Here is an 11,086-nt window from a genome sequence, read left to right as displayed (position 1 = left end):
GGCTGTCCGCCCCCCCGCCCGGTGTTGTTCCGGGGGCCCCCCGGGGCGCGCCCGCCCCGCCCCCGGGGGCCCGCGGCCGCCCCCCCCCCGCCCCCCACGGCTCTCCGGCCCCCGGAAAGGCCCGTTCAGGACGGCTCGAAAGCGAAACGCAGCGCGCGCACGCGGTTGTCGAAGTTCGAGTCGACGAGTTCCGGAATTCCCACCGCCCGCAGATCCCGCGGCCTGGTGAGCAATTCGTGGAACAGCGCTTTCATCTCCTGCCGGGCCAGATGTGACCCCAGGCAGTAATGCGGACCGCCACCGCCGTACCCGAGATGCGGATTGGGGTCCCGGGTGATGTCGAAGGCGTCGGGATTCTCGAAGACCGCCTCGTCCCGATTGGCCGACGCGTAGAAGAGCACCACCTTCTCCCCGGGCCGGAACTCCCGCCCGCCGAGGGTGCATTCGGCCGTCACCGTCCGGCGGAACTGGATGATCGGCGTCGAGTGCCGCACGATCTCGTCCACGGCCCCGTCGGCGTACCGGTCGAAGTCGGACACCAACAGCTCGCGCTGATCCGGGTGTTCGGTCAGCAGCGCCAGCCCGTGGGCGATGGCGTTGCGGGTGGTCTCCACCCCCGCCACCAGCAGCAGGGAGAAAAAGGCGCCGAGCTGCCGGGAGGACAGCGACTGGCCGTCGATGTCCGCGCGCACCAGCGCCGAGATGAGGTCGCCGGTGGGACGGCTGCGCCGCTCACGGGCCAGCTTCGCCATGACCAACTGCATGTGCGCCAGGGCCCGCAGGCCGCGACCCGGCACCCGCAGCCTGGCCCGTGCGCCGCGCTTGACACCGACGTTCTCCGACGCGTGGTTCACCCGGTCGGCGATCTCCGGCCGGTAGCGCTCCGGGATGCCCATCAGGTTGCAGATGATCTCGAACGGCATCCGGGAGGCGACCGAAGGGACGAAGTCGTGCGGGCGCCCGGCGATCATCTCGTCGACCACGCGCCGGGCGACGTCGCGGATGTCCTCCTCGGCGGCGGCCAGCAGGCGCGGCGTGAAGGCCCGCGAGACGATCCGGCGCATCGTGGCGTGCTCGGCGCCGTCCATGTTGACCATGGAGTTCCCGAACACGGCCTTCGCCCAGGCGGCCGGTTCCGGTGTGGTGACGCCCGGGGCGCTCGCGAACTGCCGGGGCTGCCGGCTCGCCCCCACCACGTCCGCGTGCTTCACCAGCGCGTAGAACCCCTTGCCCGCCCGGCCGCGCCGACCGGGCGCCCCCGCTCCGTCCCCGAACAGCACCGGGGCGTCGAGCCCGCGCAGCAGGGCGAACGCTTTCAGCCGTTCGGAGCGCGGCAGTTGCCAGAAGTCAGGATCGGCGAGATCGGCGTTGTGCGCCCGCAGCATCTGCTGCGTGGACGCCTGCGTCGGGATCTTCATACCCACACCCTCCAGGAGCGCGTACGACCGTTTTGACCGGAGCCGGTTGCTGCGGACGGGGGAACTATGCACTGGTTCGGGCGTTTGGCTCGTTCTTGCAGAGCGACAGCGTGTCTGCGATTTCAGAGGGGACGTACGTATCAATGAAGCTGACCACCCGAGGTTCTGTCGCGGCGGCGTTCATGGCATGCATGGCGACCGTCGCGGCGGCGTCACCCGCCGCCGCCGGCACGTCGGTGCCGGTCGACCTGCCGCTGGAGAACCTGGAGAGGGTCCTGCCGATCCGGGCCCCCGAACTGCGCACCGGAGTCCCGGTGCCCGTGGCCGGTGTGCCCGACGGGCCGCGTCACGTCAGCGGCCGGATGCTTCCGAAGCGGACGCTGCCCTCCGTGCCGTTCACCGCCGAGCTCCCGGAGACCACGCTCGAACTCCCCGTCGACGGGCCGCTGGCCGACACGAACATCGGAGCGCTGCGCGCCGTCTCGGACGCCTCCGACGTGCTGCTCTCGACGCCGGGGGCCTCCGTGGACGCGCCGGTGTCCGCGCCGCGCGCCGACCGCGGGGGGCGGCTCGAGCCCGTCCTGCCCCAGGTCGCGCTGATCTCGCCCGTGCTGCAGGGCACGCCTGCCGCCGCCCTGCTCATGGACTGACGTCCCGCACCGGTGGCCGGCGTACCGGGACGGACGCCGGCCGCTCCCGTACGAGAACTGTTTCGCCGACGGGTCGTTGGCAACACCGAGGCAGGCGCACAGCGCGGAAGCGGACCGGAGCGAGGGGCAAGGGGTGTTCGGCATGGGCCTGATGACGCGCGGGAGCGCAGCGACCGTCCGAGGAGGTTCCCTGCCGCGCCGCATCCTGCTGCGCGGCGCCTTCGCGCTGAGCGTGATCGCGGGCACCGCGGGGGCGCTCGCCCCCATCCTGGGCAAGCGGCCCACACAGGGAACCCCCGCGGCCGGCAGCCCGGGGGCGGCGGCGGTGCGACCGGGCGGCACGGAGCCGGAGCGGTACGCCGAGCGGTTCGCCGAGACGTACCGGGGCCGGCACATCCAGGGCACCGCCCGGGGCACGCGGCCCGCGGGGGCGGCCGGCGCCCGGCGGGCAGCGGCGGCCGGTGACGCCATGACCGTCGCCGCCGTACGGGACGTGGAGGTCCGCATCGACGGCCGCCCGCTGCACGTGATGCGCCGCGCCGACGGCAGCTACCTGAGCGTGGTCAACCACTACGAGTCGTTCCCGACGCTCCTCGACGCCGCGCGCGCCGCCGTCGACGAACTGGGCGACGCCCAGCTGGCGCCGTCTCCCCTGCACCACCTCTGACAACGGGAGAGCCGACCGTGGTCTACACCCGGAAGAACCAGCGAAACCTCACCCGTACGGAGAAGAGGCGCTTCGTCGGCGCACTCCTGGAGCTCAAGCGCTCCGGCCGCTACGACGAGTTCGTCGTCCTGCACGGCGAGCACTACGTCACCGACGACGAGGAGGGGCCGCGCGCCAGCCACATGACCCCCTCGTTCTTCCCGTGGCACCGCCGCTTCCTCCTGGAGTTCGAACGCGCCCTGCGGGCCGTCGACCCCGGGGTGTCGGTCCCGTACTGGGACTGGACGAGGGACAACTCCCCGGCCTCCTCGCTCTGGGCGGAGGACTTCCTCGGGGGCACCGGCCGGGCCGGTGACCGGAAGGTGACGACGGGCGCGTTCGCCCACGCCAACGGGAACTGGAACATCCGCGCCCGGGTCGGCGACGGCTCCTTCCTCACTCGCGACCTCGGCCGGCCCTCCGACCCCGTCTCACTGCCGACCCGGCAGGACGTGGCCAAGGCGCTGAGCGATCCGGTGTACGACGCCGCGCCGTGGAACTCCACCGTCGCCAAGGGGTTCCGGAACCGGATGGAGGGATGGGGGCCCCGCGGCACCGTCACGACGTACAACCACAACCGGGTGCACCGCTGGGTCGGCGGGGCGATGCTGGGCGCCACCTCGCCCAACGATCCGGTCTTCTGGCTGCACCATGCCTTCATGGACCTGCTGTGGGACCGCTGGCAGAAGGCGCATCCGGACGCCGGTTATCTGCCGCGCCGCAAGCTGCCCGCATCCGATCCGCAGAGCGGTCGGATCTTCAGCCTCCACGAGCCGATGCCGCCGTGGAACGCGACCCCCGCCCAGTTGCTCGACCACAACCGGATCTACCGCTACGCGTGACCTGCCGCCGGCCGGCGGATCCGGCGGCCCCCGCCGACATGACGACTGCGGCCTCCCCGAACGCGAAGGGGAGGCCGCAGTGGCATGGGGCGGCAGATCAGTGGCCGTAGGCGCCGTGATGCTCCGAGATGTTCGCGCACACGTTGCCGAAGGCCGGGTTGAGCAGGCCGACGATGTTCACCGTGTTGCCGCAGAGGTTGATCGGGACGTGGATCGGCACCTGGACCGCGTTGCCCGAGATGACGCCGGGGCTCTTGACGGTCTCACCATGCGCTCCGGCATCGGCGGCGGCCAGGCCGGCGCCGCCGGCCAGGATGGCACCGGCGCCGGCGATGACGGCAGCTGCCTTCGCGATATGCGACATCAGGTCTCCTTGCGAGATGAAGAGGTCGACCGCAGGGCTTGCGGCCTTCACGCACCTTCAACGCGACAAGCGGAGGCCAGTAACGGATAGAAGGAAAAGTCCGCCGTATCGCCGGAATCCGGTCACCGGAACGCGGACGCGGCGAAACGGGCTCCTCGCCTGCTCCTACTCCTTTTCGAGCCGCTCGGGCAGGTCGAAGAGCGGGAACCAGCGCTTCGTGTCCAGGAAGGACGTGATCCCGCTGACCTTCCCTTCCACGATCTCGATGACCATGAGCGCCCACGGCTCGAAGCCGTCGCCCGACCGGCTCGGGTGGTAGTGGGCGAAGGCCGGCGTGCCGTTGGCCACGACCGGGACCAGCTTCGAGCCCCGGCACACCTCCCCGACGCCCAGCATCCAGCCGACGATGTCGTCGTGGCCCCGGAGCCACAGGTCGTACGGCGGCATGGACAGGGTGGCGTCCTCGTGGAGCAGCGCGGTCAGCGCGGCCATGTCGTACCCCTCGAAGGCCGCGACGTACCGCTCCAGCAGCTTGCGCTGCTCCTCGTCGAGGGGGTCGGCGGTGTCCGTGCCCTTCGCGCCCTGCTCGGCGATCGTGGCGCGGGCCCGCTGGAGGGCGCTGTTCACCGAGGCGACCGTGGTCTCCAGCAGCTCCGCGACCTCGCTCGCCTTCCAGGCCAGCACCTCGCGCAGGATCAGCACCGCCCGCTGCTTCGGCGGCAGGTGCTGGAGCGCGGCGACGAACGCCAGGCGCACGCTCTCGCGGGACACGGCGGTCTCCGCCGGGTCGGCCACCGAGGGCAGCACCCGCCCGTCCGGCACCGGCTCCAGCCAGGTGACCTCGGGGCGCGAGTTGAGCGCCGCCTGCGCCACCGGGGTCGCGGCCGTCAGATCCATCGGGCGGGCCCTGCGGTTGCCCGCGTTGAGCATGTCGAGACACACGTTGGTCGCGATGCGGTACAGCCAGGAGCGCAGCGACGACCGCCCCTCGAACTTGTCGAAGTTGCGCCAGGCCCGGACCATCGTGTCCTGCACGGCGTCCTCGGCCTCGAAGGCGGACCCCAGCATCCGGTAGCAGTACCCGGTCAGCTCCGTCCGGTGCTTCTCCAGCCGGGAATCCAGATCCTGCGTCGTCACGACATCACTCATCGGTCCACCCCACTCGCCGCCTTTGGCACCAGCTCTTGGGAAGTTACCGGACCCCACCGACAAGCATGACTCAGCCGGGAAAACCCGGCACACGCGCGCGGCCGGCGCTCAGGCCCGTGCCGCGCTCCGCGTCCGCAGCGCCACGAGCTGGCGCTGCTCGACCCGGGCGACCCGGGTCCCGTACAGCGTGATCGACACGACGCCGAGCACCGCGACCAGCCCGAGGAGTACGGTCCCCGCCCAGCCGCCGGCGTGGAAGGCGATCGCGCCGAGCGTGCCGCCGACGCTGCTGCCCAGGTAGTACGCCGACTGGTAGAGCGCGGAAGCCTGCGCCCGCCCGGTCTTCGCCGTACGGCTGACCGAGGACGACGCCACCGCGTGCCCCGCGAAGAACCCGGCGGTGATCAGCACCAAACCGGCCAGCACCGCGGCGAGCGCGTCGGCCACCGAGAGCAGCAGGCCGGCCGCCGTCGTCGAGACCGCCAGGTACAGCGCGCCCCGGCGGCCCATGCGGGCGACCAGCTTTCCGGCCGCCGCGGAGGAGACCGTACCGACGAGGTAGACCAGGAAGACGGAGCCGACGACACCCTGCGGGAGGCTGAAGGGAGCCTCCACGAGCCGGTAGCCGATCACCGTGTAGACCGCGCCGAACACGGTCATGAACAGGGCGCCGATCGCGTAGAGCCGCAGCAGCAGCGGATCGGCCAGGTGACCGCGGACCGTCTTGGCCAGCGCCCCCGGGTTCAGCGAACCGGGCGTGAAGTGGCGGGCCTTCGGCAGCATCAGCCGGAACACCACCACGCACACCACCGACAGCACGCCGACGGCGGCGAGCGCCGCGCGCCAGTCCCACAACTGGGCGGCCCAGCCGGTGACGATGCGCCCGCTCATCCCGCCGATGGAGTTGCCCGCCACGAACAGTCCGATCGCCGCGACCAGCGCCTTCGGCCGCACCTCCTCCGCGAGGAAGGCCATCGCCGAGGCCGGCACACCGGCCAGCGCGGCGCCCTGAACCGCGCGCAGGGCCACCAGCCACTCCAGCGAGGGCGCGAACGGGACCAGCAGACCCACCGCGACGGCGACCGTGAGCGAGACCGTCATCATGCGGCTGCGCCCGAAGCGCTCCGACAGGGCGCTCATCGGCAGCACGAACAGGGCCAGCGCGCCGGTGGCGGCCGAGACGGTCCAGCTGGCGGCGCTCGCGCTCGCGCCGAAGTCGGCGGAGATCAGCGGCAGCAGCGCCTGCGTGGAGTAGAGGAGGGCGAAGGTCGCCACCCCCGCGGCGAAGAGCGCGAAGCTCATACGGCGGTAGCCGGGAGCGGAGGGGGCGAGACGGGAGTCGGCGGCGGGAACAACGGCGTCGGCGTCCACAGGGGTGGTGGACGCCTTGGTACTGGCAGAAGGCATGCATCGAACGTAGACACGGCAGGTTCATGCGTCCAATGCACAAACCCGAGATAATCAATCCCATGGTGCATAACCCCAGCTCACGGCCTCGCCTGTCACCGAGCAGTTACGAAGAAGACATCCAGCAAGTACTCGCGCCGCGGCTCGCGTACTTCGCGGCGGTCGCCCGCCACGAGCACGTCACCCGCGCCGCGCACGAGTTGGCCGTCCCCCAGTCGACGCTCTCGCGCGCCATGGTCAGGCTGGAGGAGGACCTGGGCGTCGCCCTCTTCGCCCGCAGGGGCCGCACCGTCGCCCTCACCCCGGCCGGCCGGACCTTCCTCACGACGGTCGACCGCGCCCTGGCCGAGGTCGAGCGGGCGGCGGACTCGGTACGCGCCGACGCCGACCCGGCGACCGGCAAGGTCGCCTTCGGGTTCCTGCACACGATGGGTTCGGAGACCGTGCCCGGTCTGCTCAGGGCCTTTCGCGCCGACCATCCGCGCGTACGCTTCCAGCTCGTCCAGAACTACGGCGAAGCCATGATCGAGCGGCTGCGCGCCGGTGACCTCGACCTGTGCCTGACCTCGCCCGTGCCCGACGCCCCCGACCTGGTCGCCCGCCGCCTCGACGAGCAGCGGCTGCGCCTGGTCGTGCCGGACGACCACCGCCTCGCCACCCGCAAGCGGGTGCGTCTCGCGGAGGCGGCCGACGAGGCGTTCGTGACCCTGGAACCGGGCTACGGGCTGCGGCGGATCACCGACGACCTGTGCGCGGAGGCGGGCTTCAAGCCGCGCGTCGCGTTCGAGGGCGAGGAGGCCGAGACGCTGCGCGGCCTGGTGGCGGCCGGCCTCGGCGTGGCCCTGCTGCCACCGCCTGCGGTGGCCCGGCCCGGCGTACGGGAGCTGACGGTTACGGCTCCCCGCGCCGTACGCGAGATCGGACTGGCGTGGCTCGACGGCCACCCCGACACCCCGCCGGTGGCGGCCTTCAAGCGCTTCCTGCTGTCGCGCCGGGGCCACCTCCTGCCGGAGTGAGCGTCACGGACTGACGGCGAGCACCAGGTACGCCGCCAGGAGGGCGAGGTGCACGCCGCCCTGGAGGGGCGTGGCGCGTCCGGGCACGATGGTCAGCGTCCCGACGGCCACGGTCAGCGCGAGCAGGACCATGTGCGAGGCGCCGAGCCCCAGCAGCAGCGGCCCGTCCATCCAGACGGAGGCGACGGCGACCGCCGGGATGGTGAGCCCGATGCTCGCCATGGCCGACCCGAGCGCCAGGTTCAGGCTGGTCTGCACGCGGTCGCGCCGGGCGGCCCGTACGGCGGCGATCGACTCCGGCAGCAGGACGAGCAGCGCGATCACGACGCCCACCACCGACGCGGGCAGTCCGGCGGCGGCCACCCCCGCCTCGATCGTCGGGGAGACGCCCTTGGCCAGCCCGACGACCGCGACCAGGGAGACGGCGAGCAGGCCGAGACTGACGAGGGCGGTGCGCCGCGACGGCGGATCGGCGTGCTCCTCCACGTCGATCACCCTGCCCTGTGTCGTCATGGGCAGGAAGTAGTCCCGGTGCCGCCAGGTCTGTGTCATCACGAACAGCCCGTAGAGCACCACGGCCGCGAACGCCGCGAAGACGAGCTGGGCGGAGCTGAACTCCGGACCCGGCGCGCTGGTGGTGAACGTCGGCAGCGCCAGGCTCAGACCCGCCAGCGTCGCCACCGTGGCGAACGCCGCTCCGGTGCCCTCGGCGTTGAACACCGCCACCTTCCGCTTCAGCGACCCGACCAGCAGCGAGAGCCCGACGATGCCGTTGCAGGTGATCATCACGGCGGCGAACACGGTGTCCCTCGCCAGTGAGCTGTTCTTGTCGCCCGCGTCGGCCATGAGCGTGACGATCAGCGCCACCTCGATGATCGTGACCGCGACGGCGAGCACGAGCGAGCCGAACGGCTCGCCCACCCGGTGGGCGACCACTTCGGCGTGCTGCACGGCGGCGAGCACCGCGCCGGCCAGGAAGCACGCCAGCAGCGCCACCACCGGTCCCGGCAGGTCGCGTCCCCACGTGAGGACCAGCAGTACGACGGCCAGTACGGGCACGGCGGTCGGCCAGTGCGCGGCGGGGGCGCGGACCAGACGGATCATGGTCCGACCCTGACAGAGGGGCGCACGCGGCGCGCGTCGTACGGCGCGTACGGCGGCGGGCGGCGCTAGCGTCGAAGCCATGCCTACGCCCACCACGCCGCCGCCCGCCCGCTACACGGTGGAGATCAAGCCCCGGGCGGCCGACGCCGCCGGACACCCCGACCACGGGTCCACGCTGCGTACGGCCCTCGTGGAGGCCACCGGCGCGGCCGGGGTCTCCGGCTACCCGCGCTACGAGGGCGACGGCGTGGCGGCCGACATCGACCCCCGCAGCGGCGCGGTGGAGGCGATCACCCTCGACGGCGCCGAACTCCCCATGGGCTGGATCGCCGAGGTCACCGAGCCACCGGCATGACCACGCCGCGCGCCGGTCTCCGACCCGACCGGGCCACCCGGTCCCACCCCCGCCGCTAGCGGCCGGGACGGCGTCCGAATCCGGCGGCCAGCGGCATGCGCAGCCCCAGCGGCGGCGGCGCCGCCAGCGCGTCGGCCACCGGACGGGCGTACCCGCTCCCGAAGAGCGACCCCCGTACGAAGTCGGCCGCCAGCGCCAGCACCTCGGGCCGGTGCTGCCGCATGGAGTGGCCGTCGGAGTGCACCTCGAAGCGGCACGTGTCGCGGTTGACCTTCTTGGCCCGCTCCGCCAGCCGGTACGAGAGCTCCGGATCGGTGCGCTCGTCGTTCGTGCCGTGCACGATCAGCACCCGCCGCCCGGCGAGCTGCTTCACCGGCTCCTCGGCCGCCGCCACGTCGTCGTCCGGCAGCCACGGCGCGAGCGCGAGCACCGAGTTGACGGCCGGATGGTCCGCCGCGTGCAGCGCCGCCCGTCCGCCCATGTCGATCCCCGCCAGACAGACCGGTACGTCGCCGTAGCGGCGTACGACCTCGTCCGCCGCCCACGTCGCGTCCGCCGCGAGCCGTGCGTCCGCCCCGTTCCAGCCGCGGCCGCGGTAGCGCACGACGTGGACGAGGAGCCCCTCGTCGCGCCCCGCCGCGGCCAGTCGCCGCGCCAGCGGCCGTACGCCCGCGTGCGCCAGCGGTGAGGGTCCGCGCGCCGACAGCGGTTCACCGGCGGGAAGCAGCAGGACCACGCCGCACACCGTGCGGTCACCGCCCCCGGCCGCCCCCACCGCCCGCCCCAACCGGGCCCCGGAAACCGGGATCGCTTGCTGTGCCATGACAGAACAGTCTCAGAAGCGCAGGTGTACTCCACCCGTCCGCGCGGTCACTGTTACGTATCGACAGAGGCGATCTACGCGCGTAGGCGTTAGAGTGCGCAGATGACGAGCGAGACCACCAACAAGCCCACCGCGGACCAGATCCGCCGCGCCCCGAAGGTGCTGCTCCACGACCACCTCGACGGTGGTCTGCGGCCCGGCACGATCATCGATCTCGCCCGCGAGGCGGGGTACCAGGCCCTTCCCGAGACCGACGCCGACAAGCTCGGCATCTGGTTCCGCGAGGCCGCCGACTCCGGCTCGCTGGAGCGCTACCTGGAGACCTTCGCGCACACCTGCGCCGTCATGCAGACGCGTGACGCGCTGTTCCGCGTCGCCGCCGAATGCGCCGAGGACCTCGCCGAGGACGGCGTCGTCTACGCCGAGATCCGGTACGCCCCCGAGCAGCACCTCGAGAACGGCCTGACCCTCGAAGAGGTCGTCGAGGCCGTCACCGACGGCTTCCGGGAGGGCGAGCGCCGCGCGAAGGCGAACGGCCACCGCATCCGCGTCGGCGCCCTGCTGACCGCGATGCGCCACGCCGCCCGCGCCCTGGAGATCGCCGAGCTCGCCAACCGCTACCGCGGCAACGGCGTCGTCGGCTTCGACATCGCCGGCGCGGAGGCGGGCTTCCCGCCCACCCGCCACCTCGACGCCTTCGAGTACCTCAAGCGCGAGAACAACCACTTCACCATCCACGCCGGCGAGGCCTTCGGTCTCCCCTCCATCTGGCAGGCGCTCCAGTGGTGCGGCGCCGACCGCCTCGGCCACGGCGTGCGCATCATCGACGACATCGAGGTCGCCGAGGACGGCACCGTCACGCTGGGCCGCCTCGCCGCGTACGTGCGCGACAAGCGCATCCCGCTGGAGATGTGCCCGACGTCCAACCTCCAGACGGGCGCGGCCGACTCGTACGCCGCACACCCCATCGGGCTGCTGCGCAAGCTGCACTTCCGGACCACGGTGAACACCGACAACCGGCTGATGAGCGGGACCAGCATGAGCCGCGAGTTCGAGCACCTGGTCGAGGCCTTCGGCTACACGCTCGACGACATGCAGTGGTTCACAGTCAATGCGATGAAATCAGCATTCATTCCTTTCGACGAACGCCTCGCCATGATCAATGACGTGATCAAGCCCGGTTACGCCGAGCTGAAATCCGAATGGCTGTTCCGCCAGACCGCTGCGACCAGCGGCTCTTCCTCCAACTGAG

The 11,086-nt window shown here is 72.2% G+C and carries 12 protein-coding genes; 6 read left to right on the top strand and 6 right to left on the bottom strand.

Annotated features, from left to right (window positions below; all coding sequences use genetic code 11):
- Positions 1–125 precede the first annotated feature (125 nt).
- Positions 126–1,418 (bottom strand): cytochrome P450, encoded by a 1,293-nt coding sequence (locus tag ACWGH0_RS10990; RefSeq protein ID WP_453403849.1) that lies wholly within the window; start codon positions 1,416–1,418, stop codon positions 126–128.
- 143 nt (positions 1,419–1,561) lie between these two features.
- On the opposite strand from ACWGH0_RS10990, the gene ACWGH0_RS10985 reads away from it, so the two are divergent.
- From ACWGH0_RS10985 to ACWGH0_RS10975, 3 genes are all read left to right on the top strand, one after another.
- A complete protein-coding gene (locus ACWGH0_RS10985) occupies positions 1,562–2,068 on the top strand; it encodes a hypothetical protein (protein ID WP_453403848.1) in 507 nt (168 codons plus the stop codon).
- Positions 2,069–2,210: 142 nt separating this feature from the next.
- Positions 2,211–2,735 carry a tyrosinase family oxidase copper chaperone gene (locus ACWGH0_RS10980; RefSeq protein WP_453403847.1) on the top strand — a complete coding sequence of 175 codons (525 nt, stop codon included), beginning with the start codon at positions 2,211–2,213 and terminating at the stop codon, positions 2,733–2,735.
- Positions 2,736–2,752: 17 nt separating this feature from the next.
- On the top strand, positions 2,753–3,616 hold the full coding sequence (locus ACWGH0_RS10975) for a tyrosinase family protein (protein ID WP_453403846.1): 864 nt from the start codon (positions 2,753–2,755) through the stop codon (positions 3,614–3,616).
- 97 nt (positions 3,617–3,713) lie between these two features.
- On the opposite strand, the gene ACWGH0_RS10970 is transcribed toward ACWGH0_RS10975, so the two are convergent.
- The 3 genes from ACWGH0_RS10970 to ACWGH0_RS10960 all read right to left on the bottom strand — a co-directional run bounded on the left by ACWGH0_RS10970 (position 3,714) and on the right by ACWGH0_RS10960 (position 6,536).
- On the bottom strand, positions 3,714–3,980 hold the full coding sequence (locus ACWGH0_RS10970; RefSeq protein WP_453403882.1) for a chaplin: 267 nt from the start codon (positions 3,978–3,980) through the stop codon (positions 3,714–3,716).
- 165 nt (positions 3,981–4,145) lie between these two features.
- Positions 4,146–5,129, bottom strand: coding sequence for a sigma-70 family RNA polymerase sigma factor (locus ACWGH0_RS10965; RefSeq protein WP_453403845.1), 984 nt, complete (start codon positions 5,127–5,129; stop codon positions 4,146–4,148).
- Positions 5,130–5,237: 108 nt separating this feature from the next.
- The gene (locus tag ACWGH0_RS10960; RefSeq protein WP_453403844.1) at positions 5,238–6,536 is read right to left on the bottom strand and encodes an MFS transporter; all 1,299 of its coding nucleotides are present in this window, start codon (positions 6,534–6,536) and stop codon (positions 5,238–5,240) included.
- Between the two features lie 62 nt (positions 6,537–6,598).
- On the opposite strand from ACWGH0_RS10960, the gene ACWGH0_RS10955 reads away from it, so the two are divergent.
- Complete coding sequence (locus ACWGH0_RS10955) at positions 6,599–7,552, top strand: LysR family transcriptional regulator (RefSeq protein ID WP_453403843.1); 954 nt, start codon at positions 6,599–6,601, stop codon at positions 7,550–7,552.
- 3 nt (positions 7,553–7,555) lie between these two features.
- Here ACWGH0_RS10955 and ACWGH0_RS10950 read toward each other — a convergent pair whose 3' ends face one another.
- Positions 7,556–8,656, bottom strand: a complete 1,101-nt coding sequence (locus ACWGH0_RS10950; protein WP_453403842.1) for a calcium:proton antiporter — start codon at positions 8,654–8,656, stop codon at positions 7,556–7,558.
- A 79-nt stretch (positions 8,657–8,735) separates the two neighbouring features.
- On the opposite strand from ACWGH0_RS10950, the gene ACWGH0_RS10945 reads away from it, so the two are divergent.
- Positions 8,736–9,011, top strand: coding sequence for a hypothetical protein (locus ACWGH0_RS10945; protein ID WP_453403841.1), 276 nt, complete (start codon positions 8,736–8,738; stop codon positions 9,009–9,011).
- 55 nt (positions 9,012–9,066) lie between these two features.
- Here the strand turns inward: ACWGH0_RS10945 and ACWGH0_RS10940 are convergent, their stop codons facing one another.
- Positions 9,067–9,834, bottom strand: coding sequence for an alpha/beta hydrolase (locus ACWGH0_RS10940; RefSeq protein ID WP_453403840.1), 768 nt, complete (start codon positions 9,832–9,834; stop codon positions 9,067–9,069).
- Between the two features lie 102 nt (positions 9,835–9,936).
- Between ACWGH0_RS10940 and ACWGH0_RS10935 the strand changes: the two genes are divergently transcribed.
- Positions 9,937–11,085 (top strand): adenosine deaminase, encoded by a 1,149-nt coding sequence (locus tag ACWGH0_RS10935; protein ID WP_453403839.1) that lies wholly within the window; start codon positions 9,937–9,939, stop codon positions 11,083–11,085.
- Position 11,086: the final 1 nt, after the last annotated feature.

The organism is Streptomyces sp. NPDC054887 (assembly GCF_053610585.1).
The sequence above is the reverse complement of the archived record's forward strand: the minus strand, read 5'-3'. Positions and strand labels throughout refer to the sequence as shown.

Excerpts from the sequence above, each read along its gene's own strand:
- ACWGH0_RS10940 (WP_453403840.1), bottom strand. The coding sequence starts at position 9,834 with ATGGCACAGCAAGCGATCCCGGTTTCCGGGGCCCGGTTGGGGCGGGCG.
- ACWGH0_RS10965 (WP_453403845.1), bottom strand. The coding sequence starts at position 5,129 with ATGAGTGATGTCGTGACGACGCAGGATCTGGATTCCCGGCTGGAGAAG.
- ACWGH0_RS10970 (WP_453403882.1), bottom strand. The coding sequence starts at position 3,980 with ATGTCGCATATCGCGAAGGCAGCTGCCGTCATCGCCGGCGCCGGTGCC.
- ACWGH0_RS10935 (WP_453403839.1), top strand. The coding sequence starts at position 9,937 with ATGACGAGCGAGACCACCAACAAGCCCACCGCGGACCAGATCCGCCGC.
- ACWGH0_RS10950 (WP_453403842.1), bottom strand. The coding sequence starts at position 8,656 with ATGATCCGTCTGGTCCGCGCCCCCGCCGCGCACTGGCCGACCGCCGTG.
- ACWGH0_RS10990 (WP_453403849.1), bottom strand. The coding sequence starts at position 1,418 with ATGAAGATCCCGACGCAGGCGTCCACGCAGCAGATGCTGCGGGCGCAC.
- ACWGH0_RS10985 (WP_453403848.1), top strand. The coding sequence starts at position 1,562 with ATGAAGCTGACCACCCGAGGTTCTGTCGCGGCGGCGTTCATGGCATGC.
- ACWGH0_RS10945 (WP_453403841.1), top strand. The coding sequence starts at position 8,736 with ATGCCTACGCCCACCACGCCGCCGCCCGCCCGCTACACGGTGGAGATC.
- ACWGH0_RS10955 (WP_453403843.1), top strand. The coding sequence starts at position 6,599 with ATGGTGCATAACCCCAGCTCACGGCCTCGCCTGTCACCGAGCAGTTAC.
- ACWGH0_RS10960 (WP_453403844.1), bottom strand. The coding sequence starts at position 6,536 with ATGCCTTCTGCCAGTACCAAGGCGTCCACCACCCCTGTGGACGCCGAC.
- ACWGH0_RS10980 (WP_453403847.1), top strand. The coding sequence starts at position 2,211 with ATGGGCCTGATGACGCGCGGGAGCGCAGCGACCGTCCGAGGAGGTTCC.